Raw genomic sequence first — 25,036 nt, 5'->3', positions numbered from 1 at the left:
GGAATGGGCATGACAGCACCGTCCCCGGCCAATCACCCCTCGTCTCATACCCTTGTGCCTGATGATACGCGCATGCTTCTGGCGCGTCTGTGGCGTGGGCAGGTCAGGCGTCATCCTGGGCGTATTGCTGCGGTTATTGCCCTTACGGCGCTGACTGCGGCGCTGACGGCCCTCTACCCGCTGGTTATCCAGCGGGCGCTGGACATGTTTGCAACCCATGATTCGCGCATTCTCTACCAGGTGCCCCTGCTGGTGGTGCTGATCACAGTTGCCAAATCCCTGTCCCAGTATGCCCAGACTGTAGCATCCCAAGGTTTGGTGCTGATGGTGATCAGAGGCCTGCAGGGCGAAATGTTCGACCACCTGCTGCACACCGACATCACGCATGTTGAGCGTGAAGCCCCCGCAAAGCTGGCCGCGCGCTTTACGACAGATGCGGTTTCCATCCGAGAGGCCATGATTCGGGCCGTCAATTCATTGGGGGATGTGGTCACGGTCGTCGGACTGATTGTGTCCATGTTCTATATGGACTGGGAACTCAGCCTGATTGCAGCTCTCCTGTATCCAATCGCGGCGGTGCCAATCCAGCGCCTTGGCAAGCGTGTCCGGCGGGCGTCTGGCGGCATGCAGGAGCGTATAGGCGAGACTGCGGCGTTTTTGACCGAAAGCTTTGCTCAGGCTCGCACAGTGCGCGTGTACCGCATGGAAGCGGGCGAAAGTGAACGGGCCAGACTGTCGTTTGACCACCTCAATCAGGCCATGCTGCATATCACGCGTGGTCGGGCGCGGGTGGACCCGTTGCTGGAAACTCTGGGCGGCGCTGCCGTGGCTGCGGTGCTGGGGTTTGCAGGCTGGCGTGCGGCCATGGGTGGCGCAACGCTGGGTGATTTTTCTGGCTTTGTGGCCGCCCTGTTGCTGGCAGCCCGGCCGCTGCGCGCTCTGGGGGCGCTGAACGCTGCCGTGCAGGAAGGTCTGGCAGGGTTGGTGCGGATTTTTGAAATTATAGACGAAAAACCCGCCGTGACAGACCGGCCCGATGCTGTCGCTCTGCCCGCAGGGCAGGGGCGGCTGGTGTTTGAGGATGTCGGGTTTGTGTATTCCGATGGCCGTATCGGGCTGGACGGGCTGACTTTTGAGGCCCAACCGGGCTTTACGGTAGCCCTTGTTGGCCCTTCAGGAGCGGGGAAGTCCACAGCTCTGTCACTCGTGCCGCGCCTGCATGATGTGACAGCCGGGCGCATCGTGCTGGATGGGCTGGATCTGCGGCAGGTCAGCCTGGCCAGCCTGCGCGATGCCATAGCCTACGTCAGCCAGGACCCGCTGCTGTTTGACCTGTCGGTGCGGGACAATATTCTGATCGGCCAGCCCGGTGCTACCGAGGCGCAGGTGCAGGCTGCTGCCCGCGCCGCTGCGGCTGAGCAGTTTATTCTGGCCTTGCCACAGGGTTATGACACGCAGGTGGGGCCGGGGGGGCAACGCCTGTCGGGGGGGCAGCGGCAGCGTGTGGCTCTTGCCCGGGCCCTGCTCCGTAACCCGCGCCTGCTGTTGCTGGATGAAGCCACAAGCGCGCTTGATAGTGATAACGAGGCTGCGGTGCAGGCCGGGCTGGCCACTCTCCGGCAGGGGCGTACCACATTAATTGTGGCGCACAGGCTTTCCACCGTACGCTCGGCAGACCTGGTCGTGGTGCTGGATGAGGGGCGGGCCGTGGAGTGGGGCACACATGATGCTCTTATGGAGCACGATGGCCTGTATGCCCGACTAGTCAGGACCCAGGGGTTGGAACGCTAGGTCGGGCTCGGGTCAGCCAGCGCAGGTGCTGTCCGGGGCAGAATGAAACGGCATGATGCAGGTCAAGCTTGATGCCGTGGTGTGAACGTGCAACATACTGACCGAACCGATCGGTCAGCGTTGTGCCAGCAGGCACCGTAGAACTCTATCCAGAATGCTTCATGAGGCAGGAAACGGCATGGCTGAAGACCATAATGAACAGTCTCCCCCAGAATCCGGCGCGCAGGCCGCCCCACAGAAAAAGGGCAGTTCGCGCGGGAAGGTGATCCTGGGCGGGGTTATTGCTGTTCTGGTTGTGTGCGCTGCGCTCTACTGGTTCCTGACCCGTAATGAGGTCGAAACCGACGATGCGTTTACCGCAGGCCGTGCCGTGTCCATTGCCCCCCATGTGGAAGGCTACGTGGTGGAACTGCTGGTCAACGACAACCAGTTTGTGCGCAAAGGGCAGGTGCTGGCCCGGATTGACCCGCGTGACTGGCAGGCCAGCCGCGATCAGGCAGCCGCCACACTGGCAGGGGCCGAGGCCCATGTGAGCGCGGCGCAGATGATGCACGAAGTCGCATTGCTGCAATATCCGGGCAAGCTGATACAGGCACAGGGGCAGTTGAATCAGGCCAAGGCACGGGAACTGCGTGCCCAGGCGGATTACCGCCGCCAGAGGTCTGTGGAACGTGCGGCGACGTCGCAGCAGGACATTGACTATGCGCGCGCCGCGCTGGACATGGCCCACGCCGATGTGCTGACCGCCCAGGGTGCGGTGCAGATGGCAATGCCTGTCAAACCCAACATCAATAACGCTGTCAGCCTGATTTCGGAAAACGAGGCTCAGGTGCAGTCAGCCCGTGCCCAGCTTGTGGAAGCGGAACTGAATCTGGAATGGACAGTCATCCGCGCCCCGACAGATGGCTGGATCAGCCAGCGTAATGTCGAGCAGGGTAACTACGCCCGCAAAGGGCAGAGCCTGTTTGCTATTGTTGAGCCTGTGGTCTGGATTGTTGCCAACTATAAGGAAACCCAGATTACCAACATCCGCCCCGGCCAGAAGGTGGATGTCCGGGTGGATGCCTACCCCAGCCTGAGGCTGCACGGGCATGTGGATTCCATTCAGAAAGGGACGGGGGCAACCTTCAGCGCATTCCCGCCCGAAAATGCGACCGGCAACTACGTCAAGATTGTCCAGCGCGTGCCGGTCAAGATCCTGATTGATGATGGCCTCAACCCCGACCAGCCGCTTGCTCTGGGCCTGTCGGTTGAGCCCACTGTGCATGTCGATACGGCAGGCCGCTCTGATGCTCCGCCGCCTGCCAGCGTGCAGGCCGCGCCGTAATGGCCGCCCCCGCGGTCGAGGCCGTAAACGGGTGGAAGCCCAAGCATAATCCGTGGACAGTTGCCTTTGTCGTGACAATGGCAGCGTTCATGGAAATTCTGGACACCACCATTGTTAACGTGTCGCTGCCCCATATCGCGGGCAGCCTGTCCAGCACGTATGACGATGCAACCTGGACCCTGACCGCCTATCTGGTCGCCAACGGCATTGTGCTGACCATCTCAGGCTGGTTGGGTAAGGTCTTTGGCCGCAAACGCTATTTCATGATCTGTATTGTCATGTTCACGGTCACATCGTTCCTGTGTGGCATGGCAACCAGCCTGGGCGAACTGGTGGTGTTCCGCTTGATGCAGGGCTTTTTTGGTGGGGGGCTGCAACCTAACCAGCAATCCATCATTCTGGACAGTTTTCCGCCTGCCAAGCGTGCCGCAGCCTTTGGCCTGACAGCCATTGCCGCCGTTGTGGGGCCGGTTATTGGCCCGACACTGGGTGGCTGGATTACGGATAACTTTTCCTGGCGCTGGATTTTCTTCATCAACGTGCCTTTCGGCTTTCTGACAACCGTTGGGGTCATGACCGTGGTGGAAGACCCGCCATGGGCACAGCGGCAGAAAGCCCCGGTGGATGTGATTGGTATCAGCCTGATCACCATCGGTTTCAGCGCGCTTGAAGTCATGGTGGACCGTGGGGAGGATGCTGACTGGTTTGGCTCCAACTTCATCTGCATCATGGCGGTTCTTGCAGGGCTTGGGCTGGTGGGGGCGGTGGCCTGGCTGCTGCATACCGACAGACCCGCTGTGGACCTGCGTGTTTTCCGCGACCGGAATTTTGCGGTTGGTACAGCCCTTATGGGTGCCATGGGTGCCCTGCTGTATGCCTCTGCAATTATTGTGCCGCAGTTTGCCCAGCAGGTGATGGGTTATACGGCGACACTGTCTGGTTTGCTGCTCTCACCCGGTGGTATTGCAGTGATTGTGCTGATCCCCATTGTCGGGCGGCTGATGACTGTCATGAGTGTACGCAGTGTGATTGCACTGGGGTTTGGCCTGATGGGGCTGGCGCTGTTCTATTCGGCCCAGTTGTTGCCTCAGCTTGACTTCAAACACCTTGTGTTCTTCCGCATGAGCCAGACAGCCTGCCTTGCCTTCCTGTTTGTGCCTCTGTCCACCATTGCGTATTCCACCATACCAGAACGGTTGAACGCCGATGCCTCGGCCCTGTTCAGCATGTCGCGTAACGTGTTGGGGTCGCTTGCCATTTCCGGGGCAACGGCTTTGCTGACAGAGCAGCGGCAGGCCGAGCAGGCGCACTCGGTGCATTTGATGACACCTTACCGCCAGCCGTTTAACAATTACCTCGACCAAGTGCAGCAGGCCGCACAGGCCAGAGGGATGACGGAGGCCGCAGCCCAGCAAGCTGCAGGACACCAGATTTTCAAGGAGTTCTCGGTCCAGATTGCCATGCTGGCTTATAATGAGGTCTTTATTATTCTGGGCATTGCGGCGTTCCTGTGTGTGCCGTTCTGCTTCCTGCTCTCTCCCATCAGAGGGGATGGTAAGGCCCGCGGCGCTCACTAACGCGGGGTGGATGGCCAGAGTGCTGCGTGGCGTCAGCCCCGCACACTTTGGCTGTTTCTTGAAAGATAAATACGATGCGCTACAGGCCGGGGCTTACCAAGCCAGTTCCCGCCTGTAGCGCATCTATAGAGTCAGGGTACGGCGAAGCCCGCAAAATCCTGCGCCAGACGCTCATAAACCGGCTTTTTAAAGCCAACGTTGCGCGAGGGCAGGCTTTTCAGGTCAATCCACATCCAGGCGTCAAATTCCGGGTGGGCCTGTGTGCTCAGTCTGATGTCGGTTTCATCACCCGTGTACAGCAGGGCAAACCATTTTTGTATCTGGCCCCGATATTTGCCACCCAGCGCACGACCGACCAGATAGGCAGGCAGGTCGTAGGAAATCCATTCCGGGTGTTCGGCCAGAATGCGAACATGGCTGGTGCCAATTTCTTCAAACACTTCGCGCAGCACGGCGTCGCTCGCGCTTTCGTCCTTGTCAATGCCGCCTTGCGGGCACTGCCAGGTCCCTTCCGACAGGGGGCCGCCCGCGCCGGGCATGTCTGTGCGGCGGGCGATGAAAACCTGCCCTTTTGAATTAAAAATCATGGCGCCCGCATTGGGGCGGTAGGGCAGGGTTTCGGGGTCTAGAGGCGTGGTAGTGGTCGTCAATGCTGTGGTCCTGCAATGGGTGAGAATTGGCCGCCACGAGGAGGGGGGCTGGCCAGGTTGATGCGCATCGGGCCTGCCGCAACGGCAGGGGTGCTGGCTGGCTGGTCCACTGGCAGCACAATCTGGCTGACGGGGACAAGGGCAATGCCAACATCCTTCAAATGCGCGATCCAGGCCCGCAGGCAGGCCAGGGCGACAGGGCGCAGCGGCCCGATAACGCCAATGGCCCGGCCATTCTGGCGGGCAAGCTGCTGGAGTTTGAGAAGCTGGATATCGATGGCCACAATATCCGTATCCGCATTAACGCGCACGTCCACCTGACCCAGCACGCCCGGCCCGGTGACAGGCGTGCCGGGTGTGCCATCAAGGTACAGCAGGCCGTGGCTATCAATGCTTTCCAAAATCGGCCGGAACCCTTCCGAGGTCGTAAAGGGTGTGTCATCGCCACCGACAGGTGTGCTGGCAACGCCGACATAGCCTTCCAGGCTGGATAGGGTGTTTGTCAGCAGGTCCATGTTCTGCTGGGGGGAGTGCAGCAGGGTCAGCGCCTTGGTGGCTGGGTCCTTACTGTCCTGCGCCTGCACAGGCAGGGTGATAAAGGTTTCGTGCTGGTGCTGGCGGGCCTGGGTGGCAATGGTGTCCAGCCCGGTGGTGCCAGAGGACAGCGCAATGGAAATCGGGCCGGGGAGGGATGTCAGGGCATCATCACTCAGGCTGTCTGCCTGAGTGATGCCGTCCAGCAGCAGGGCGACCATGGGGGTGCCGGGTGGCACGTCAACAGCAGGGGCGGCATAGGCGCGCCGTGCCGTCTGGCCATGAGGACCACGTACAGGCAGCGGATAGCCCCCTGGCCCATCCTTGCGGGCCAGCAGGGCTGTCTGCGGGGGGAGAATACCAGTGCGGGCGGACTTGTCGGCCGGGTTGTTGCCGGTGACATCAATATCCTGCCCTTCCAGATCATGCCGGGGTGGCCCCATGACCTGAAGGCTGAGAGCAAGAATGGCGGCGGCCCCCAGGCCGCCCCCCCAGAAGCGCAAAAACAGCCGCCCACTGGCCGGAAGCTGTTGCCACAGGGTAGGGGTGTTCATGGCCGCCGCCTTTCTGCTGTTCAGTTATGGGCGTTGCAGTCGGCCTTGGGGGCCGGCTTGAGCGGAGGCAGGTTTGCCACCGGGTTGGGGGCAGGCAGGCCAGCCATGGAGCGCACGACGCGCAGCCCTTCCTGCAACTGGAAGTCGGTTGCGGGTTTGCTGTAGTCAAACTCCGGCCAGTTCTGCGGCGGGTCGGACGGAATATCCTTGGCAATGGCGGGCAGGTCTGTCCGGGGCTGGGCCTTGGTCTGGTTGCCGCCCTGGTTTTTGAGAATATGCTCCAGATCAGCTTCACGCAGGCTGAAGCCAGGGTCTTCGCGGGTTTCACGCACCAGAATATCGGGCGTAATGCCCAGTGCCTGGATGGAGCGGCCAGACGGCGTGTAATAGCGTGCCGTTGTCAGGCGGATGGCCCCATTGCCCGGAATGGGAATGATCGACTGGACCGACCCCTTGCCGAACGAGCGGGTGCCCAGCAGCACGGCGCGGTGGTGGTCCTGCAGGGCGCCGGACACAATTTCCGACGCGGAGGCGGAGCCACCGTTGATCAGCACCACAATAGGCAGGCCATCGGTAATATCGGTGCCGTGGGCATCCCACCGCTGGCTGTCCTTGGGGTGGCGCGCGCGGGTCGAAACAATCTCACCCGAGCGGATGAAGCTGGCCGACACATCAACTGCCTGATCCAGCAGGCCGCCCGGGTCGTTACGCAGGTCAAGCACCAGCCCCGCCAGCTTGCCACCAGCCTGCTGCTTGAGGCTGTTGTAAGCCTTGAGCAGTTCCTTTTCCGTGGTTTCGTTGAACTGGGCGATCCGGATATAGCCAATACGGTCGTACAGGGCGGACTTCACCACATCAATGTGGATGATTTCGCGCGTCAGCGTAATGGTCAGCGGCTTGGGCGTCTTGGCGCGCACAATGGTCAGGGTGATCTTGGTGTTGGGCTTACCGCGCATTTTCTTGACGGCTTCATCAAGCGGCATGCCGTCCACCGTGTGGCCATCCACGGCGATGATGTAATCACCAGATTTGATGCCAGCGCGGAAGCCGGGTGTGCCATCAATGGGGGAAACAACGCGGATATGTCCGTCCTGCTGTTGCAGTTCCAGCCCAAGGCCCCCGAACTCGCCCTTCATCTGGACCATCATGTCTTCGTACTGCTTCTGGGTCATGTACGAGCTGTGCGGGTCCAGACCGCTGAGCATACCGTTGAGCGCATTGGTAATGAGGTCGCGGTCGGACACGGGCTCGACATAGTCCGAGCGGACAAGGTCCAGCACCGTGCCAAACAGGGTCAGCAGGCGGTATGTTTCGGCATGGTTGGTGGTGGGGGCTGCATCTGGGGCGGGGGTCTCAGCCCGTGCGACGGAAGCGAGCATGTGCCCCGAGGGAAAATGACCCGGCGAAAAAATCAGGGCAAGGCCGGTCATGGCAGTGGCGCCGAGCATCAGACCAGAGCGGAACTTCATGCGATCGTGTCTCCTGTCGCCGGGTTGTGTAAGCCCCCGCGCGTGTTCTTCACTGTCTTTTCAACCTGCGCGGTCCGGCGGGTCTGGGTGCCTGCAAACAGGGGCAGCCGCCGGTGCGAAACGGCAGACTAGCCTGTTCCGCCACAGAGGGAAACCGCCCGCACGCAGCCCACTTACAGGTAGGAGGCAGGATTGACGGTTTTCTGGCCGTGCCGCAACTGCAGGAAAAGCCGTGTCGCACTATCGGCAGCCCCCATGCGCCCGACAGGTGCCCCTTTGGCCAGTGTCTGCCCGGTGTCTACCGACAGGGCGGACAGCCCAGCCAGAACGAAACGATAGTGCTGCCCACAGTTGAGAATGACCATCTGCCCATAGGTGCGGAAACTGCCTGCAAAATCGACAGACCCGGTGCAGGGCGCACGCACACTGGCGGACGAGGGGGTGCGGTAGGTCATGCCGGTCGCGGGGCCGGATTCGGTTTGTGACCCCCAGGCTGTGACCAGAATGCCGGCAACAGGCCGCAGTGCATGGCCTATGCCAGCGCCGGAGTCCGGAGTGTCATCCGCTGTCTGGGCAGTGGCTGGCGCGACCTGCTGCGTGGGTGTGGCAGGTGGGGGCGCTGTGTGTCTGGCAGCCGCTTGGGTGCGGGCGGCTGCCTGTGCCTGCGCCAGTGCTGCCTGACGGCGGGCCAGAGCGCGGGCTTCTTCCTGCCTGCGGGTTTCGGCGTCCAGTTCCTGCTGCATTGTGGTTTTGGCCGCTGTTTCCATGGCGTCCAGTCGGGCAATGGCGTCTTGCAGGGTTGCGGCCCGTTGTGTGGCTAACTGCAACTGGCGCACGGCCTGCCTGGCATCGGCGTCGGCCTGTTTCTGGGCGCGGCGGGCCTGGGCGGCCTGCTGGCTGACAAGGCTGCGTTGTTGCTGCTGGTTTTGTTCCAACTGGGCCAGATGCGTTTTCTGCTCGCTCAGCTCTGCATCCAGCGTATTCAGGCGGTCCTGGCGATCACGCATGTCCTGCGCGCGGTGTTCCATCTGGCGGGATAGGCCGCGCAGGATCAAAAAACCGGTTATGGCATTGTCCTGTGCCAGCGGTGCAGCCAGCAGCGTGTCGGATGGATAGAGCGACAGGCGCTCGGCCAGTGGGAGGATCGGCCCCAGGGCTTTTGTGTCTTCCCGCAGGGCGGTTTGCAAACTGGCCTGTTCAGCACGGGTGGCCTGCATGCGGGCATCGACATCGGCAATCTGCTGTTCCGTGTCATGCAGGTGGGTTGTGGCATCCAGCGTTGCCAGCGACAGCGCTGCGGCCTTGTGGCGGCTTGTGGCGGCGCGGGCCTGTGCTTCTTCCTTGAGGGTGCGAGACTGCGCGACCGTGCTGGACTGTTGGGACCGCTCGTAGTTCAGGCTCTGCTGTCGGGCATGCACGGCCGCGACTGCCGCCTTGGCCTGCTCCAATGCGCTGGGGTTGTGCGCTGGGGCTGCTGCGGGGTGTTGGTGGCGCGGGGCATGCTGGGTGGCATGCTTTGGTGATGATGGTGCGGTATGCGCATGATGGGCATGCTTGCCTTCCCCCCAGGCGGAGGGAAGGGGCAGGCAGAGGCAGCCCACAGCAATGATGGCGCGGCGTCCGGCCATTGCCCCTCTGGGGGGAGTGCCCGTCAGGCGGGGGAAGGGCCGGTCAGGCGTCATTCAGTGCGCGAGGAGGGAGGCCCCCGTCATATCGGCAGGCTTGGGCAGACCCATGATGTCCAGCAGAGTGGGGGCCAGATCAGCCAGCTTGCCGCCTTCACGCAGGTTCTGCACCGTGGTGCCGCAGGCCACGAGGGGCACCAGATTGAGCGTATGGGCCGTGTGCGGGCCGCCGGTCTGCGGGTCTGTCATGGTTTCGCAGTTTCCGTGATCAGCGGTGACAAGCAGGGCACCATTGGCGTCGGCAACAGCCTTGGCTATGCGGCCAAGCCCGGTATCGACCGCTTCCACCGCTTTGATGGCCGCGGTGAGGATGCCCGTATGCCCAACCATGTCGGGGTTGGCGAAGTTGAGAACAATCAGGTCATAAGTGCCGCTGCCGATAGCCTCCACGGCTTTGTCGGTCAGTTCAGCAGCCGACATCTCGGGTTGCAGGTCATAGGTGGCAACCTTGGGGGAGGGAACAAGGATGCGATCTTCCCCTTCAAACAGGGTTTCGCGCCCGCCGTTCATAAAATAGGTCACGTGGGGGTATTTTTCAGTCTCCGCCATGCGGAGCTGGCGCAGGCCTGCGTTGGCAACAACCTCACCCAGCAGGTTGGTCAGTTCCTCGGGGGGGAACAACACGGTCATGCGTGCGCGCAGCGTGTCGCTGTAATGGGTCATGGCCACGGCTGCGGCAAAACGGACAACGCGCGTGCGCGCAAAACCGTTGAAGTCCGGCTCCAGCAGGGCATCCATAATCTGGCGGATACGGTCGGCGCGGAAGTTGAAGGACAGAATGCCATCACCATCCTGCATACCCTTGTAGCCATCAATAATGGTCGGCAGCACAAACTCGTCCGAAATATCAGCGGCATAGGCGCTGGTAATCACGGCTTCGGGGGTTTGCGCCACAGGGCCGGTGGCATCGACAAGGGCATTGTAGGCTTTTTCCACCCGGTCCCAGCGCTTGTCGCGGTCCATGGCGTAGTAGCGGCCCGAAACAGTGGCCAGTTGGGCTTTTTCGGGCAGGGCTGCCTGAAACTGACGGAGATACTCCTGTGCCGAGCGGGGGGCGGTGTCGCGCCCGTCGGTAAACAGGTGGATGGCGACGGGCACACCGGCGTCCAGCACAATGCGGGCCAGAGCTGCGGCATGGTCCTGATGGGAATGTACGCCACCGGGGGAGATCAGGCCCATGAGGTGGCAGGTGCCGCCACTGGCCTTGAGGGTGCTGATAAAGTCACGCAGGACCTGGCTCCGGGCCAGGCTACCGTCCTCGATAGCGCTGAAAATGCGCGGCAGTTCCTGCATGACAACGCGGCCTGCGCCGATGTTGAGGTGCCCGACTTCGGAATTGCCCATCTGCCCCTCGGGCAGGCCCACATCTTCCCCGCTGGTGCGGATAAAGCTGTGGGGGTTGTCGCGCCACAGGCGGTCAAAGCTGGGGGTCTGGGCCAGATGCACGGCATTGTCAGCCTGTTCTTCCCGCCATCCGAAACCATCAAGAATAACGAGCATGACGGGTCGTTTTGTCGGGGAGGGAGATGCTGCCATGGGACGAAGTGCCTTAGTGTCTGTTTTTGAGTATTTGGCCAATTATGCCACCAAAAGCCCCCCAGCACAAAGGGGTGGGGGCTGTGCCGCCAGTGATGGCCTGCCAGAAGTATAATTTGTCACGCGTTTTGCTGATACGTGGCGTGCATATTCTGGTAAGGCAGATTATCTGGGTTGAGAATACAGAACAGCGCGGCTAAACGGATGCGTCCTGACCCTGACATCTTGTCTGAGGCCAATAGAGCGCGGCAGTACAAATCGTATCGGGCTATTTCCATATCAGAGGGCTTTTTATCTATTATGAGCAAAGAATTCATTTATTTGCTGCCTGACATGCAATGGAAAGAAATAATCAAGAACACTGCGCCTAAAATCCGTGATGGACTCCGTACTATTGTTGATGAGAGCGGTGGTGACTGCGTAAACGTTTTCTACGAATCCCTGTTGCAGCATAAGTATGCGGCGCAGTTCCTTGATAAAAAGATGATCGAGGACCGCCTGCGCGTTGATCTGTTGTTGTGGATGAAAAGCCTGTTTTCGGTGCAGGAAGAAGACATCGACGCCCTGTGTGACTTCCAGCGCAAGGTCGGCGCGGTCCATGCCAAGCTGGAAATACCCACCCATCTTGTGGTGTATGGCCTCTATACCATCAAGCAGCGTCTATTTGATTGTATTGTAAAGTTTTTTCCAGAACAGGACGACCGACTGACGGCTATATCCTACGTCAGTTCAATGACGGATTTTTCCCTCAAGTTCATTTCTCAGTCGTACGATACGGACCTGCGTAAGAAAATAGAATCCGACGAAGCGTTCAGAATGGTGTCGTTGGGTCAGGACCTGAATTACGAGAAGGAAATTCAGAAAACGACCTTCTTCGACTGGTGTACCCACGCCCTGTTCTGCCTGTGCGAGAACGAAGTTTACAAGGTGACCAAGCTGACGGAGTCCCAGTTTGGCTTGTGGATGTCGCACAAGGGACAGGCCTTGTTTAAGGGGACTAATGAGTATTCCTTGATCAAGGATAAAATACGCCAGATTGATCTGCTTGTTGAAGGCATGCAGGATGGCTCTGTCGATACTATGGTACTGACAGCAGACCTGAAGAAAAATGTCAGTGAATTCAACTTCCTGATCAATCGGGCTTTCCACAGTATTGAATCGATCCAGAATGGTCTGGACCCGCTGACCAAAATGCTGAACAGGCGTTTTCTGGATACTGTCATTCAGAACGAAATCTCGTTCTCTATTGCGAATGACAAGAAATTCAGTCTGGTCATGCTCGATATCGACCATTTCAAAAACATCAATGACAGCCGCGGGCATCTGGTGGGGGATGAAGTCCTGCGCTTTGTTGCCGACATCATCATGAAAAGCCTGCGTGCCAACGATTTTGTCTTCCGCTATGGCGGGGAGGAATTTCTGATTGTTCTGACGGAAGCCTCGTCGGAAGAAGCGCGTAAATGTGCTGAGCGGATCCGTACCGACGTTGCGGCCACCCCGATTTTTCTTTCTGACAATGACAAGGTGTCCGTCACACTGTCTGGCGGGGTCAGCACGTTTGATGAGCAGACGCGCACCAAGGTGATTATCAACCAGGCAGACCAGGCGCTGTACCAGGCCAAGCGGCAGGGCCGGAATCGTATTGTTATTTTCAAGTAACAAGGAAGCGAGGTCAGCTATGGCAGAGCCATCACGATGTGGTCTACCACGGTGGTTTGTTCTGTATCCAAGCCTTGGGTTTACTGTCGAGTCTCACTGTTTTTCATGAGCTTTTCTGGTGTATTCTGTATTTCATAAAATATTAACGGTTTGGAGTCTCAGTGCTGCTCTCCTTCAGGGCGGGGCAGCACTTTTGGGTTCAAGTCGGTAAAATCCCCTCTGGCGTCTGACAGGGCACTGTTTAGCGGGGCATCCGTAATTTCGGAATGGACATGGCCGTGGCTATCGATGCTGTCGGTATAGGTGGTTTTGCCTAACGTGGTTGAAAACTGGCTATAGGATTCCCCCGTGTCCCCTTTCTGGCTGGAGACAACACTTTCCCTGCCGAAGTGGGATATGGTGACTGCTCCGCCGGATTCATCCACACACATCTGATAGCTGTAAGGGCCGGAACAGCGCACGGCACTTGCTGGCAGGGCCAAGCCACAGTTCAGCCCCAGGGCTGCTGCAAGTAGTAGCCAGCGGGAGGCTGGTATCAGCACCGTGTCTGCCATTCGCAAACTCCATAGGATGTGCAGATATGCCGGGGCACGCAGGTGTGGCGGCCCGCAGGGGGCAGGTTGGCAGCGGGGGAGGACCCGGCGTCCAGCGGGGCAACCGGGGGCAGTTCCAGCGGTTCAGGCGGGATGACATCGTAGGAGTTCAGGCATTGGGGCACATGCCTGCATGCCTTGTTGGTGCAGTTCCATACCCATGTGCACAGGTGTTGCTCCGCGTGCAGGGGGCTTGCGGAAAACAGGAGAAGGCACAGGCCAGCCAGCGCAGGCCAGCGGGGGAAAAATATGGTCATTGCCCCTGTATTATAGACGCATAGGGGGCGGTCCGCTACAGCATTGCCAGGCGTACGGGGCATGTTTGCGGCCAGTCGTGCGGGCGGTTGCCTGCCTGCAAGATACCCGCTGCCCGGAGCTTCATCAGGGTGGGACAGTGGCCGCGCGCGGCGGTCGGCAACAGCCCGGAGACACGGATTGTTTGTATAATGCGTTTTGTCATCTCGCTGTCTGAGCAGGCTATGGGGGCGCTCCTGACCTTTGCCATCAATTTATGGATGGCGCGGCACGGCCACCCGGAAGCCTATGGTATTTATGCCTTCTGGCTTGCGGTCGCGTGGGTGACAGGGACAGCCCAGTCCACGCTTGTTACGTCGCACCTGATGAGCCTGCCCCATACCGAGGCCCATAAGCGACGGGGGCCTGAGCGATTTTTTCTCACTGTCCAGCTTGCGTTTATTGCGCTGGCAACCTGTCTGACAGCCATAGCGTGTGGGGTTATGGCGGGTGTGGGCAGCACATTTCTGGCCATGGGGGCTGTGGCGTTCATGCCCGGCTTTCTGTGTTTTCAATACGCACGGGCGCTGGCGTTTTCACGGCATCAGCCCACTGTCGCCGCTCTGCTGACCGGGGGCACGCTGACAATGGCCGTGTCACTCATGGCATTGTGCCAACTCCGAGGGTACACTCCAACACCCAACGGTGGCCTGCTGATTGCCGGGGCAGCCTACGGCGTGGGTGCCGTGGTGTGCCTGTTGTGGCTGATGCGTGGAGATTTTGCGCCACTGGGCTGGCGGGCCATGGCGCCCTACAGGCACTACCTCCATAGTTCAGGCTGGATTTTGATGGGGGCTGCTTCGGAGGAACTGACAAACCGGCTCTTCAGCTTTGTGGCGGCTGGGTATTATGGGGCCAGTGCTTTGGCTGTGCTGACTGCCACACAGGTGACAATCCGGCCCGCATGGATGCTGGGGGCAGCATGGAGTTCAGTTGGTCTGCCGCGTCTGGCGCATTTGTGGCAGGGGGGACAGGGGGCGCGTTTTATGCGTTTTCTGGCCCTTGGCATGCTTCTACCGGTTGTGGGGAGCCTTGTCTGGTCCGGTCTGGTGGCTGCCGGGTGGGAAACGGTGGCCCGTTTTCTTTATCACGGCAAATACGCAGGTGCTGGGTCTCTGATTGTCCTGTGGGGCGGGAATGTTGTGCTGGGCAGTGTGCTGACGGTGGCCAGTAGTGCTTTTCTGGCCATGCGGGCGTTTCGGCCACTGGCATGGACAGGCATTGCAGGGGCTGTGGCAACCAGCCTGACCATGGTGTGTATTGTGGCGTTTCTGCCGTTTTCCTACGTGGTGGTGGGTACCATGGCGGGTCAGGCTGTACAGGCTTTGCTGATGGGGTTGGTGCTTTATAAAGCGCGACCTGCACAGCAGGTGGCGCGGGGGTGATGGGGTGCCTTGTGCCTAGCTGTGTGTTCAAGGCCTTCCGGCTCCTGTGGTCAGGCACAGGTAATGTCAGCCGGATTGAGAGGGTTTTTCCAGCCTGTACAATGGCACTTTGCGAAACCATGTACACTTTCCCGCCGCCCCTGCGATCCGGAACAGCAGATGGGCTAACTGGGGTGTTAAGCACCGGCCGCGCACAAGCCCCTTGGCGCAGTATGCGGGCACAAGCAGGGCGCCTGCCAAGCATTGTCCTGCCCCGCGCAGGCTCAGGCTGACGGCAGTCATTCTGGGTCTGCGGGCGTTGTGGATCGTTGCTGCGGCAAACACCTGCCCTCCGCTGAAGGCGCGGAGGAACAGGTAGGAAAACTGTAACCGCTCGGCAGGCACCCATTCCCGTGCGTGGGCGCTGCCGCACCAGACAGTCACGCACTGTCGATTTTCCAACCGCATGAACAGGTCCAGATCCTCCCCGCCGGAATGACCGAAGTCGGGGTCAAAGGGGGCTGCATCGGTAAAGCAGCGGGCTCGCCGCCAAAGGGAGGCACTGGTTGCCAGTGCGATGCCAAAGGTGCCGCCTTTTGACCGAGTGCTCAGAGGGGTAGCATCAGGCATGTCCAGCACGCGGGTAAAACGATCGATACCCGGATACCATGCAGGTGGTGGCTTGTCTGTTACAGGGGTGACAGACGACAGGGCTATATCCGCCCCGGAGTGTTGAAGGGTTGCATAGATCTGGTCCAGCCAGCCGGTTTCGATGGTCATGTCATCGTCAAGAAAGGCGATGATCTGGGCTTGGGCTGCTGCAATGCCGTGGTTACGGGCAATGGAGATATTGGCTGGGCTGGCCTGTATCCACCGCACGGGGGCATGGGCGTGCGTGAATGTCTGCACCAGAGCCTGCGCGTAGCCTGTTGGGCTGTTGTCGGCAATTATGATTTCAAAAGGCAAACCGGCCGGGCTGGCCTGTTTCAGGCAGTTATCGATCAGCCGTTGCAGGGCCACAGGCCGGTTATAGGTGCAGATGACGATGGAAACTGCGGGCAGTTCGGCCATGGCGTTACGGCTCCCCTGTGGAGGGGCACGCGGGTAAGTTCAGACTGGCCAGACCCTGGGCCAGCTTTATGCAAGGGGCCCAGCCCATGGCCTGTGCTGCAGCCTGTGTAGGGTATGTGGCGTGCCGCCTGAACAGACGGACCTCGCTCGGGGCTGGGGCAGATGTTGCCCAGGCGGGCAGGGGCTTTATCCCGGCCCGACGGAGCAGTTTGAAGGGGAGGGAGGCCAGAACCTGCGCATAAAGCACCGCTTCTGGCACAGGTCGGAGCGGGGGCAGGCCCGCAGCCTGAGCAAGGTCACGGAACCAGTCGTTCCAGCTCAGGGTGTCGGGGCCATTGATGTTAAAAGCCTGTCCTCCGGCCTGCGGGGTTTGTAACGCGGCTACGACGGCAGAGGCGACATCGGCAACATGGACCAGATTGCACGTGCCGTTACCGGCCGCGCCATAAGTGCCCCAGTAACCAGCCTTCATACGGGCAATCAGCCCTGTGACCCAGAGCGGGCTGTCAGGACCATAAATAATGGTTGGACGCAGGCGTATGATGTTGAGCGGGGCAAAAGACAGGCAAAGAGCCTCTGCCATGGCTTTGCTGGCCGCATAGCTGCGGCCTGTGGTTTTGACCTGCGGCGTATTCTCCAGCACCGTGCCTTGGGCATTACCGTAAACAGCGATGGAACTGATATGCACCACCTGTCGGACGCCTGCCATGCGGCAGGCTTCCAGCGTGTTGCGGGTTCCTGCCACCGTGGCTTGTGCAGACCCTGCCGCGCAATGTACCACAGCATCCACGCCAGCAAGGGCCGTCGCCAGGGTTGCGGGGGAGGAGAGAATGTCAAATACGACACTGTCTGGCCCAGTATTCCGCCTGCCGCCTGCCAGCGCAGTCATGCCCTCTGTCGCACGGATAGCCTTGATTACGGCTGAACCAAGAAAGCCAGATGCCCCGGTGACAAGAACCTTCATGGTTGTGCCCGTCCTGCTGGTGGCGGAGGGGCGGTGTTGTCAGCCGCTTCCGCAATAAAATCGAGCGACCCAATCCCTGCTTTGCCCAAAGCCTTGCAGATTTGCAGGTAATCGGAGGGGCGTTTGCGCAAGAACCACAATGCCCCGTACACTGCCGCCTGTGCGGCTGCGACGGCATATATGCCCAGACGTGCCATCAGCCGGTTATGGCTGATGGTCAGGCGCACGGCAGCGGAGTGGCGCGAACTGCGGCGCACTCTTTGGCACATATAGGCAAAGGACTCCCGCCCGGCTTCATTGAACTCACGGACCCGGGCTGTCGGGCACCACACAAATTTTCGCCCCTTGGCAGCAAGGCCAAGCAGCAGCAGGGTGTCCTCCCCCCCACAGCGGCCAAAGGCTTCATCAAACGGTGTGGGGCCGGGCAGGCACGTGCTGCGGCGGAGCATGGAATTGCCGGTGCCAAGGCCACGTGCTTGCGGGGGGAACCAGCGCAGGGGGTGCAACTGCGTGTCCGCTGGCAGGCCGAAGTCGGTGGTATAGAATCGCCCCTGCGGGTCCCATGTCGGGGGGGAGCCACTGGCAAAGACAGGGTATTTCGGACCAAAGCTGGCATCGGCTCCGGTCCGTTCCAGGCAGGCATGGTGGGCGGCAAGCCAATCCGGGTATGGGGCTTCATCATCATCAACAAAGGCGATCAGGCGGCCTTTGGCTGCGGCAATGCCAAGGTTGCGGGCCTGAGCGATATTGCGTGCGCCAGCGGCAACGTGGCGCAGTGGCACGGGGCTATCGGGCTGCAGGCGTGCGGTCAGGGGGCTGGCCAGCCGCGCGGGGTTGTTGTCTGCCACTACGATTTCCCACTGCCTACCCTGCATGCCAGTCTGGGCCATACAGGCCCGCAGGGTACGCTCCAGCAGGTCCATTCTGTCGTAGCAGGGAATGACAACGCTGATATCAACCGGGGGTGTGGGTACGGTGTCTGATGGATGGCAGGACAAGAACCTGACCCCTTTTGTTGCCAAAATGATGAAAGGACGGCAAGCAAAGCATATTTCCCGATACTGCGACAGGTGGGCAGGCAATGGCGGAGCAGGGTGAGCATCCCGTAATATCGGGCAGGCCGGAGAGCGGGTGGGTTAACCGCCTGTCTCACGTCATCCTGTTTGGCATGATGCTGTATGCGGTCATAGGTATACCGGAGTTTGACAGAAAATCAGCCGTAGCCATGGCGACCGACCATGTCAGCCCGCTTAACCGCTTTATCTGGCTGACCCTGCTGGCGCTGGCACTCCCTGTCATGAAGGAGAAATGGCGCTCCATCATGGGGCTATTTAAGGCGTCGTGGCCTTTGATGGGGCTTTTCCTGTATTTTACGTGCAGCACCCAATGGGCACTAGACCCTGCAGTTTCCCTCCGGCGCGTGATGTTTGCATGGGTCGAGATCGTTCTGGCGGCAACCGTTGTCTGCGGGCTTAAAGGCAGCGTGGCCATTCTGCGGGCAGTTGCCTTTAGCTGCGTTGTCGCGGCCTTTGCGGATCTGCTGGTGTGGATTGTCATGCCTGGCTACGCAATGACGGATGAAGGGCTGGCTGGGCTGCAACTGCAAAAAAACCAGACCGGTATTATCATGCTCTATGGTCTGCTGGCGGTGGGGGCATTGTTGCCCTTTGTTAAGCGCCGTGTCTGGCGCTGGGCTGGTGCCGGGTCACTGGTGCTGCTTTTTGTGCTGCTGTTGGCCAGCCGGTCCAAAACCTGCCTTGGCATTGTGCTGTGTGTGCCTGGGCTGGTCTGGTTAATCGGGCAGCTGGGGCGCAGGCGGTTTTCGGTCGGGCTGGCATTTGTTGCAACGGTCTGTGCGCTGAGTGGTGTGGGCAGCTTTGTGTATCTTGTCTGGTGCATGGCCATGAACGCCGACCCGCTAGCCCCTTTCCGCGACATGACGTTTACCAGCCGGACCGATCTGTGGGCCTTTATGTTTGATGAAATCAGCGCCCGACCATGGCTTGGAGCGGGGTTCAGCTCCTTCTGGTCCATCGACCCTGCCGTACAGCCCAGCCTGAAAACCTCCATGTGGTTTGGGAGCGAGGCTCATATTAACGAGGCCCATAATGGCTATCTGGACCTGCTGGCAACAGGGGGGCTGATAGGGTTTTTATGGGGTGTGGGTGTGCTGGCGTGGGCTGTGGCGCTGGGGTGTCGGGCGTTTGTGCGTTCAGCCAAGGTGCAGGGGCGTGGTGTGGGTGTGCTGGCCTTACCGTCGGCTTTGTTCCACCTCGCTTTTCTGCTGTCTCTCTGCATTCACAATTTTACGGAATCCAACCTTTTCAGCAACAACGCTTTGCTGGCGGTGGCTTTGTATTATTCCATTTTCTCGCTGGAAAACTGGCGGCGTAATTTGCCAGCAAGGGCCTCCGCGCCATGGGCCGGTGCCCGGCTGGAGGTAGACAATACATCCACGATACAGGCGGAGGAAGAACCCGCCCCGGAGAGGCATCAAGAGCCGCGGCGGTTTTTGCCTGTTCCGCGATCGCTCTGAAGGCATTGCCAGCACAAGGGGGATTCAGGTTATTGGTCGCTGGCCATGCTGCGTTTGAATCAGAAACATCATGGCACAGCATAGAGCTTTGAAAAGCGTTGCTAAAATCCTTTTATAACGACAGAGAGTTTCCTGCCCTATTGTTTAAGGCTCTCTGGTGCTGGGTCACGCAGGGGCATGCCCCAATCTGGCTTGGGGCGCGTAGGGTTAAGCGCCCAGTGGTAGATGGCCAGTGTCTGCTCCGCCTTGCGCGGCCAGGCAAAAAGGGTGCTGGCACGGCGCAGGGCATTGGCCGACATGGCTTCAAGCTGCTGCGGGTTGGCAACAATACCCTCTAACGTTGTGCGAATGGCGGTGATGAATGGCTCGCGGGTTTGTAGCGGAATCAGAAAACCGCAGTTGCGTGATGCCAGCTCCGCAGGGCCACCATAGTCTGCCACAATCGGCACGACCCTCATGCACATGGCCTCCAGCACAACAGCCCCCCCAAATTCATGCACCGATGGAAAGGTCATGATATCCGCCTGCGCGACATGCTGTGCGACATCACGGTGGGCAATATCCCCCGTAAAACGGATGATATTTTCAATACCCAGAGTGCGGGCCAGCGTGCGCAGGTTTTCATCTTCCGGGCCGCCACCGATAATCGTCAGTTCCAGCGTGCCTGCCCGCAGCAGGGGGGCTGCGGCCTCCAGCAGCATGTCGCAGCCTTTGGCAACGACAAGCCTGCCCAGAAAAATGGCGCGCAACGGGCGGCCTGTGTAAGTGCGCGGGGTGGGGGGGACAAAGCGGGTAGGGTCGTAGCCGTTTTCGGGCACGTAAAAAGTTTTGTCCTTCCAGCGTGCCGGAACTTCCTTAAAAGCGCTGATCCCGCCCATGATCAGGGCGGAGGCCGCGTTACGCGTAGCCCGATACCCCGGTAAAGCGCGGAACAGACCGCGAAAGCGCGATAGCCACTCTTTTTCCTGCGCGCGCAGGTTGGGGAATTCGGCAGGCCAGGGCAGGCCGCCATTCAGCGGGCCAACAACAAACGGCACTCCTGCTTTGCGACACCACGCGGCCATGGGGCTGGGGACTGCCGGGCTGAGGGGCGTAATGCGGTGGACAAGGTCAAACCGCCCCTTTTTAAGCTGGGCGCGAAAACGCCACCAGGTAATGTATTCGAACAACAGGTAGGACGGAATGGTCAGGGCGGTCAGCATGGCCCAGCCCTTGTTGGGGCCGCTGATGCGGCGCACCAGCTTGTACATCAGGTCAAAGAAAAATTCCGTATCGATGGCGGTATAGTCCCGCCCTTCCTTAAGGCCGTAACGGTCGATAGCAGGGCGGTTACGTACCCGTGTGACAAGATGGGTGTCGGCCAGATGGCTGACAGCCTCGTAATGTGACCAGCCAACCAGGGGAATACTGGCCCATTCCGGGTTGCAGGATTCGGCCAGCACCAGCACACGCAGGCGCGGTGCGTCGGCCTGTGCGGGCGGCTGCGTGTGTGGGGTGGGCTGGACAGGCATGACTACGGTGTTCCTTAGAAGAACATGGCCGAACCGGCGTTGTAGTTGAGTGTCCGGTTGAAGGGGATCGACTTGTCCAGATACTGGTCGATGAACAGGTCAAACGAGCCGATTTCCGTCTTGGGCACGTACACGACATCGCCGGGCTGGAGGCCCACGTTGTCGCGGCTGTCGGCTGTGTTCAGGTAACGCCGCAGGTCTATGGTGCGCATCATCGGGCGGCCATCGGCACGGCGGCGGATCAGGATTGTTTCGCTCATTGCTGCGGTGTCGCTTGCGCCCCCGGCCATGACGACAGCCTGCATGACGCTCAGCGGCCCCTGCATGGGGTAGATGCCCTGTTTCTTCACCTCGCCACCCACATAAACCTGGGCGGCTGTGTAGCTGTGGATCATGACATCCAGCGCCGGGTTGCGCAGGTATTTTGCGTAGCGGACCTGTAGCAGGCTGTGCAGGGCATCAACCGTATTGCCCGCAGCAGGCACGGCCCCGACCAGCGGGGCGGCCAGAGTGCCATCAGTGGCGACGGGCAGGCTTTCCTCATTCAGTTCCGGGTTCAGGACAAAGCGCAGACCTATGGAATCACCGGGGGACAGGCGATAGGGCACGGGGTCGTCCGTCCAGGGCACAAAATTGCGCGCCGCATGGGGGCGGGGGTTGAGGTGCTGTACGCAGCCCATAAGGCAAAACGCGCAAAGGACAGTCAGAAACCAGCGTGACAGTCTCATGGGGGCCGCCTGTTCGCGTTTGCAGGATTGAAAAGGTAGTCTGACCCTGTAAGCATTTTGGAAGATTTAGGCAATTCTCCGCCATCATAGCGCTTTCAGGCGCGTATGGAGAACGCGAAGGATGACTCGACGTCAGCCTAAAATCACAATACCGTTGCGCGGCAGTGCGTTATGTCGCACACACCGGGTGGCCCGTGTTGGAGCCCTCGCCTTGGGACCGGCACAAGATTCGCTTTACGATGGGACAGCCTGAATGACTGGAAAATTCCAGCCGCGCCTTATTGCCAGGTCTGCATCCTATCACAAGTGGAGTCCGCGCGACCTTCTGACCCCGTTGTTCTACTATCGCAAGGCTATGGTCCTGGCGTTTGTCCTGCCCTGTCTGCTGGGCGGGCTGGCTGGTATGGTGGCGCATACGATCTATACAGCGCAGGCTAGGTTGCTGGTGCTGTATGGCAATGAATATGTTTTCCGCCCTGCCGACCAGCAAAATGGCAACACCATTGTGCTTGACCGTGACCAGATCATGCAGGGCGAGCTGGAAATTCTTAAAAGCCCGGCTCTGGCGGAAGAGGTGGTGGAGGATGTCGGCGCGACAGTCCTTTACCCCCGGATGCACGGCACCCTGGCCCAGATGCGGCAGAACGCCATTACAGCTTTCGGGCGTGACCTGCGTGTCAGTGTTGTGCCGCAGTCCAATGTGATCGAGCTGTCACTGCGTAATGGCGACCGTGATGTTGCCCTGCACGCGCTGGATGTGTTCGTGCGCCAGTATATTGCATACCGGGCTGATGTCTTTAACCGGCAGATGAAGACCGCACCCGATGTCAAACGTCAGGAAATGAGTGCGCGCCTGAGCGATGCCGAAAAGAAAGTGGTCGATTTTGATCTGGCCCATGGAATCAGCGATATCGGGCAGCAGTTTTCTGTTCTGCTGCGGCGTATCAGCGATCTGGGTGACGAAAAGACAGGCATTGAAAGCGAAATCCGCAACCTGGATGCCCAGGTCAGCACGCTGGATGAAACACTGGCAACCCTGCCCAAGGAAGTGGAAATTTACGCCGAAACAGGCATAGGCATCCGTGCCAGAAGCCTGACAGACCGGCTCGCCCAGTTGCAGATTCAGGAAGCTGACGTCAAGGGGCGCTATCAGGATGATTTCCCCCTTGTCCAGAATATTACTGGGCAGATTGCGGCCATGCAGCAGGACCTGCGCAAGGTGCCCGCGCGGGAGGAAGATACCCGCCGGACCGGGATCAACAGTGTTTATAATGAACTGTTTCAGCAAAAAGTTCTGCTGACATCCCGCGCAACCGGCCTGCGCGCCAAGCAGCGGGTGATTGTGGATGACCAGACCCATTTGCAGGACCGGGTGCAGGAACTGATTTCCCTGTCGGGGGATCGTCGGAAGCTTCAGGCAGAGCGTGATATTCTCAGCGCGAGTTATCGTACCATCGCCCAGAATGCGGAGGAAACCCGTCTGGCTTCCGTGGCCTCGCGCGAGGCCAGTGCCAACATCAGGGTTGTCCAGCCTGCCGAGGCCGCATTGCAGGGCACCAGCCTGCGCCTGCCCTTGACGGTGGCGGGGGTTCTGTTGGGGGCCATGCTTGCGGCTGCTGTTCTCGCCCTGCGGATTGCAACACAGGCTGTGTTTGTCACGGTCAGGGATGTGGAGCGCACACTCGGCCTGCCAGTGCTGGCCGCCGTGGCTGACCGTGGCCATGGGCGCGTGCGGTCAAAAGGTCCCAGCCCCGATCGGAGGCCCGCATGAGCGACGCGCAAAAGCCAGAAGACAGTGGCCTGACCTGCCGCTTTATGCAGGAAAAAGAAGCAACACGCCTGCTCTATATGCTGCCAGCGGAAACCGAGGGCAGGGCGTTTGCCATCCAGTTTCTTGCCGCGCAGGATGGTGAGGGCACATCGAGCATCACGCGTGATTTTGCCGTTGTCGCCAGCCAGGTACTGGGGCTTAAGGTGCTGCTGTTGTCGATTGATGGGTTGGCAGGCAGCATTGGCCAGACCATGGAAGACCGCTACGGTCTGGCACCGGGCGAGAGGTTGGAAGATGTCGCAGCAACCTGCGGCGGTCGGCTTGGCCTGTGCCAGACACGCAGTGCCAGACTTGTATTTGCAGCCCCCCTTGAGGGCGCACAGATGCACCTGAAGGACTGGGTCGATTTTCTGGCTGGCCAGCGGGCGCAGTGGGATCTGATTCTGGTGGATGCCCCAGCCCTGAGCCGCTCCTACATGGGGGGTGTGCTGTCGCCCTATGTGGATACCAATATTATAGTCATTGCGGCCGAAAGTACGGAACGCAGTGAAGTCAGAAGCCTGATGGACCGTGTTGAAGAAATGCGTGGCGGCCTGCTTGGGGCTGTTCTTAACAAACGGCATTTCTATATACCGGGTTTTCTTTACAAACGGCTCTGATGCCACCAGCAGGCGCAGACGCACCATGCCGCCATACCCGGCATAAAGGCGTGCGCGACGGGGGATTTGGAAGAGTTGATGAAGTTTCTGACCGATTTTGGTGACGAGGCCGTCATCCTGCCGTTGTTTGTGGTGGCGGTTATCATGTTTGTCGTTACGGGCTGGCGACGCGGTGCCATTGTGTGGGGCTTTGGCGTGGGCCTGTGTCTGGCCTGTCTGGTGCTGCTGAAGTTTGCCGGGTTGTTCTGGGCGCAGCAGTTTGGGGTCGAGGGCCGGGCCTTTAGTGTCAGCGGGCATGTGGCGGCCAGTACGGTTGTTTATGGCAGTCTGGCAAACATGCTTTTGCAGCCCCGCAAGCGTTCGTGGTTTCTGGCCCTGCTGCCCCCGCTGCTGATAGCCTGTGTCATCGGTTATACGCGTCTGGTTCTGCACGCCCACACACCGGAGGAAGTGGTGTCGGGTGCTGTGCTTGGTATCCTCGGGGCATCGGTGATTAATGCCAGCCTGCCGGAAGTGCCAGTCTATCTGGTGCGGTTCTGTGTGCCGGTGCTGCTGCCGATTGTTCTGCTTTTTCATGGCTCGGTTCTGGAAGCAGAGCCTTTCTTGCAGAAAATGTTTCGGATTTCTTATTTCTCAGCAGATCAGTCGTTGGGGTGGTAGACGGGCGGCTGTTGTTGCAGTTGTGTGTGTCTAAAGAATAATTTACTGCGGGTCTGGCATCAGAGAATGCTGTCAGCCTGCTTTTCCCCTGTTTATCCCGCCC

At 59.9% G+C, this 25,036-nt stretch carries 21 protein-coding genes; 9 read left to right on the top strand and 12 right to left on the bottom strand.

Going from position 1 to position 25,036, the window contains the following annotated elements:
* Positions 1-9 precede the first annotated feature (9 nt).
* From FLP30_RS00380 to FLP30_RS00370, 3 genes are all read left to right on the top strand, one after another.
* Positions 10-1,791 carry an ABC transporter ATP-binding protein gene (locus FLP30_RS00380; RefSeq protein WP_246856541.1) on the top strand — a complete coding sequence of 594 codons (1,782 nt, stop codon included), beginning with the start codon at positions 10-12 and terminating at the stop codon, positions 1,789-1,791.
* Positions 1,792-1,969: 178 nt separating this feature from the next.
* Positions 1,970-3,118 carry an HlyD family secretion protein gene (locus FLP30_RS00375; RefSeq protein ID WP_149277843.1) on the top strand — a complete coding sequence of 383 codons (1,149 nt, stop codon included), beginning with the start codon at positions 1,970-1,972 and terminating at the stop codon, positions 3,116-3,118.
* Complete coding sequence (locus FLP30_RS00370; protein WP_149277842.1) at positions 3,118-4,695, top strand: DHA2 family efflux MFS transporter permease subunit; 1,578 nt, start codon at positions 3,118-3,120, stop codon at positions 4,693-4,695. The genes FLP30_RS00375 and FLP30_RS00370 overlap by 1 nt, the downstream gene beginning before the upstream one ends.
* Before the next feature lie 131 nt (positions 4,696-4,826).
* Here FLP30_RS00370 and FLP30_RS00365 read toward each other — a convergent pair whose 3' ends face one another.
* The 5 genes from FLP30_RS00365 to gpmI form a co-directional block, all read right to left on the bottom strand.
* Positions 4,827-5,282 carry an RNA pyrophosphohydrolase gene (locus tag FLP30_RS00365; RefSeq protein WP_149280127.1) on the bottom strand — a complete coding sequence of 152 codons (456 nt, stop codon included), beginning with the start codon at positions 5,280-5,282 and terminating at the stop codon, positions 4,827-4,829.
* 59 nt (positions 5,283-5,341) lie between these two features.
* Positions 5,342-6,433: a divergent polysaccharide deacetylase family protein gene (locus FLP30_RS00360; RefSeq protein WP_149277841.1), complete on the bottom strand. Its 1,092-nt coding sequence runs from the start codon at positions 6,431-6,433 to the stop codon at positions 5,342-5,344.
* A gap of 20 nt (positions 6,434-6,453) precedes the next feature.
* Positions 6,454-7,902 carry a S41 family peptidase gene (locus FLP30_RS00355; RefSeq protein ID WP_149277840.1) on the bottom strand — a complete coding sequence of 483 codons (1,449 nt, stop codon included), beginning with the start codon at positions 7,900-7,902 and terminating at the stop codon, positions 6,454-6,456.
* A 173-nt stretch (positions 7,903-8,075) separates the two neighbouring features.
* Positions 8,076-9,530 (bottom strand): murein hydrolase activator EnvC family protein, encoded by a 1,455-nt coding sequence (locus FLP30_RS00350; protein ID WP_168200021.1) that lies wholly within the window; start codon positions 9,528-9,530, stop codon positions 8,076-8,078.
* A 54-nt stretch (positions 9,531-9,584) separates the two neighbouring features.
* Positions 9,585-11,123 (bottom strand): 2,3-bisphosphoglycerate-independent phosphoglycerate mutase, encoded by a 1,539-nt coding sequence (gene gpmI, locus FLP30_RS00345; protein ID WP_210419291.1) that lies wholly within the window; start codon positions 11,121-11,123, stop codon positions 9,585-9,587.
* 300 nt (positions 11,124-11,423) lie between these two features.
* Between gpmI and FLP30_RS00340 the strand changes: the two genes are divergently transcribed.
* Positions 11,424-12,782, top strand: a complete 1,359-nt coding sequence (locus FLP30_RS00340; RefSeq protein ID WP_168200020.1) for a GGDEF domain-containing protein — start codon at positions 11,424-11,426, stop codon at positions 12,780-12,782.
* A gap of 158 nt (positions 12,783-12,940) precedes the next feature.
* On the opposite strand, the gene FLP30_RS00335 is transcribed toward FLP30_RS00340, so the two are convergent.
* Both FLP30_RS00335 and FLP30_RS00330 read right to left on the bottom strand, forming a co-directional pair.
* Positions 12,941-13,336, bottom strand: coding sequence for a hypothetical protein (locus FLP30_RS00335; RefSeq protein WP_149277837.1), 396 nt, complete (start codon positions 13,334-13,336; stop codon positions 12,941-12,943).
* Positions 13,318-13,695: a hypothetical protein gene (locus FLP30_RS00330; protein ID WP_149277836.1), complete on the bottom strand. Its 378-nt coding sequence runs from the start codon at positions 13,693-13,695 to the stop codon at positions 13,318-13,320. The genes FLP30_RS00335 and FLP30_RS00330 overlap by 19 nt, the downstream gene beginning before the upstream one ends.
* 126 nt (positions 13,696-13,821) lie before the next feature.
* On the opposite strand from FLP30_RS00330, the gene FLP30_RS00325 reads away from it, so the two are divergent.
* On the top strand, positions 13,822-15,054 hold the full coding sequence (locus FLP30_RS00325; protein ID WP_149277835.1) for a lipopolysaccharide biosynthesis protein: 1,233 nt from the start codon (positions 13,822-13,824) through the stop codon (positions 15,052-15,054).
* Between the two features lie 66 nt (positions 15,055-15,120).
* Here the strand turns inward: FLP30_RS00325 and FLP30_RS00320 are convergent, their stop codons facing one another.
* The 3 genes from FLP30_RS00320 to FLP30_RS00310 are packed head-to-tail and all read right to left on the bottom strand — an operon-like array spanning position 15,121 to position 18,066.
* Positions 15,121-16,104: a glycosyltransferase family 2 protein gene (locus FLP30_RS00320; protein ID WP_149277834.1), complete on the bottom strand. Its 984-nt coding sequence runs from the start codon at positions 16,102-16,104 to the stop codon at positions 15,121-15,123.
* Positions 16,105-16,108: 4 nt separating this feature from the next.
* Positions 16,109-17,068 (bottom strand): NAD-dependent epimerase/dehydratase family protein, encoded by a 960-nt coding sequence (locus FLP30_RS00315; protein ID WP_149277833.1) that lies wholly within the window; start codon positions 17,066-17,068, stop codon positions 16,109-16,111.
* On the bottom strand, positions 17,065-18,066 hold the full coding sequence (locus FLP30_RS00310; protein ID WP_149277832.1) for a glycosyltransferase family 2 protein: 1,002 nt from the start codon (positions 18,064-18,066) through the stop codon (positions 17,065-17,067). The genes FLP30_RS00315 and FLP30_RS00310 overlap by 4 nt, the downstream gene beginning before the upstream one ends.
* Before the next feature lie 83 nt (positions 18,067-18,149).
* Between FLP30_RS00310 and FLP30_RS00305 the strand changes: the two genes are divergently transcribed.
* On the top strand, positions 18,150-19,604 hold the full coding sequence (locus FLP30_RS00305) for an O-antigen ligase family protein (RefSeq protein ID WP_149277831.1): 1,455 nt from the start codon (positions 18,150-18,152) through the stop codon (positions 19,602-19,604).
* A 137-nt stretch (positions 19,605-19,741) separates the two neighbouring features.
* Here the strand turns inward: FLP30_RS00305 and FLP30_RS00300 are convergent, their stop codons facing one another.
* Complete coding sequence (locus FLP30_RS00300) at positions 19,742-21,115, bottom strand: glycosyltransferase family 4 protein (RefSeq protein ID WP_149277830.1); 1,374 nt, start codon at positions 21,113-21,115, stop codon at positions 19,742-19,744.
* A gap of 14 nt (positions 21,116-21,129) precedes the next feature.
* Entirely contained in the window at positions 21,130-21,843 is a 714-nt protein-coding gene (locus tag FLP30_RS00295) for a polysaccharide biosynthesis/export family protein (RefSeq protein WP_149277829.1), read from the bottom strand.
* A 253-nt stretch (positions 21,844-22,096) separates the two neighbouring features.
* Here FLP30_RS00295 and FLP30_RS00290 point away from each other — a divergent pair, with 253 nt between their 5' ends.
* From FLP30_RS00290 to FLP30_RS00280, 3 genes are all read left to right on the top strand, one after another.
* On the top strand, positions 22,097-23,614 hold the full coding sequence (locus FLP30_RS00290) for a GumC family protein (RefSeq protein WP_149277828.1): 1,518 nt from the start codon (positions 22,097-22,099) through the stop codon (positions 23,612-23,614).
* Positions 23,611-24,273, top strand: coding sequence for a CpsD/CapB family tyrosine-protein kinase (locus tag FLP30_RS00285; protein ID WP_149277827.1), 663 nt, complete (start codon positions 23,611-23,613; stop codon positions 24,271-24,273). Before FLP30_RS00290 ends, FLP30_RS00285 begins: the two co-directional genes overlap by 4 nt.
* 78 nt (positions 24,274-24,351) lie before the next feature.
* Positions 24,352-24,933: a phosphatase PAP2 family protein gene (locus tag FLP30_RS00280; protein ID WP_149277826.1), complete on the top strand. Its 582-nt coding sequence runs from the start codon at positions 24,352-24,354 to the stop codon at positions 24,931-24,933.
* Positions 24,934-25,036 lie beyond the last annotated feature (103 nt).

Source organism: Acetobacter vaccinii, assembly GCF_008365315.1.
Taxonomy (GTDB): Bacteria; Pseudomonadota; Alphaproteobacteria; order Acetobacterales; family Acetobacteraceae; genus Acetobacter; species Acetobacter vaccinii.
The sequence above is the reverse complement of the archived record's forward strand: the minus strand, read 5'-3'. Positions and strand labels throughout refer to the sequence as shown.

What these genes read in the sequence shown, in the direction of transcription:
- FLP30_RS00380 (WP_246856541.1), top strand. Translation starts at nt 10, where the DNA reads ATGACAGCACCGTCCCCGGCCAATCACCCCTCGTCTCATACCCTTGTG.
- FLP30_RS00375 (WP_149277843.1), top strand. Translation starts at nt 1,970, where the DNA reads ATGGCTGAAGACCATAATGAACAGTCTCCCCCAGAATCCGGCGCGCAG.
- FLP30_RS00370 (WP_149277842.1), top strand. Translation starts at nt 3,118, where the DNA reads ATGGCCGCCCCCGCGGTCGAGGCCGTAAACGGGTGGAAGCCCAAGCAT.
- FLP30_RS00365 (WP_149280127.1), bottom strand. Translation starts at nt 5,282, where the DNA reads ATGATTTTTAATTCAAAAGGGCAGGTTTTCATCGCCCGCCGCACAGAC.
- FLP30_RS00360 (WP_149277841.1), bottom strand. Translation starts at nt 6,433, where the DNA reads ATGAACACCCCTACCCTGTGGCAACAGCTTCCGGCCAGTGGGCGGCTG.
- FLP30_RS00355 (WP_149277840.1), bottom strand. Translation starts at nt 7,902, where the DNA reads ATGAAGTTCCGCTCTGGTCTGATGCTCGGCGCCACTGCCATGACCGGC.
- FLP30_RS00350 (WP_168200021.1), bottom strand. Translation starts at nt 9,530, where the DNA reads ATGGCCGGACGCCGCGCCATCATTGCTGTGGGCTGCCTCTGCCTGCCC.
- gpmI (WP_210419291.1), bottom strand. Translation starts at nt 11,123, where the DNA reads ATGGCAGCATCTCCCTCCCCGACAAAACGACCCGTCATGCTCGTTATT.
- FLP30_RS00340 (WP_168200020.1), top strand. Translation starts at nt 11,424, where the DNA reads ATGAGCAAAGAATTCATTTATTTGCTGCCTGACATGCAATGGAAAGAA.
- FLP30_RS00335 (WP_149277837.1), bottom strand. Translation starts at nt 13,336, where the DNA reads ATGGCAGACACGGTGCTGATACCAGCCTCCCGCTGGCTACTACTTGCA.
- FLP30_RS00330 (WP_149277836.1), bottom strand. Translation starts at nt 13,695, where the DNA reads ATGCCCCGTACGCCTGGCAATGCTGTAGCGGACCGCCCCCTATGCGTC.
- FLP30_RS00325 (WP_149277835.1), top strand. Translation starts at nt 13,822, where the DNA reads ATGCGTTTTGTCATCTCGCTGTCTGAGCAGGCTATGGGGGCGCTCCTG.
- FLP30_RS00320 (WP_149277834.1), bottom strand. Translation starts at nt 16,104, where the DNA reads ATGGCCGAACTGCCCGCAGTTTCCATCGTCATCTGCACCTATAACCGG.
- FLP30_RS00315 (WP_149277833.1), bottom strand. Translation starts at nt 17,068, where the DNA reads ATGAAGGTTCTTGTCACCGGGGCATCTGGCTTTCTTGGTTCAGCCGTA.
- FLP30_RS00305 (WP_149277831.1), top strand. Translation starts at nt 18,150, where the DNA reads ATGGCGGAGCAGGGTGAGCATCCCGTAATATCGGGCAGGCCGGAGAGC.
- FLP30_RS00300 (WP_149277830.1), bottom strand. Translation starts at nt 21,115, where the DNA reads ATGCCTGTCCAGCCCACCCCACACACGCAGCCGCCCGCACAGGCCGAC.
- FLP30_RS00295 (WP_149277829.1), bottom strand. Translation starts at nt 21,843, where the DNA reads ATGAGACTGTCACGCTGGTTTCTGACTGTCCTTTGCGCGTTTTGCCTT.
- FLP30_RS00290 (WP_149277828.1), top strand. Translation starts at nt 22,097, where the DNA reads ATGACTGGAAAATTCCAGCCGCGCCTTATTGCCAGGTCTGCATCCTAT.
- FLP30_RS00285 (WP_149277827.1), top strand. Translation starts at nt 23,611, where the DNA reads ATGAGCGACGCGCAAAAGCCAGAAGACAGTGGCCTGACCTGCCGCTTT.
- FLP30_RS00280 (WP_149277826.1), top strand. Translation starts at nt 24,352, where the DNA reads ATGAAGTTTCTGACCGATTTTGGTGACGAGGCCGTCATCCTGCCGTTG.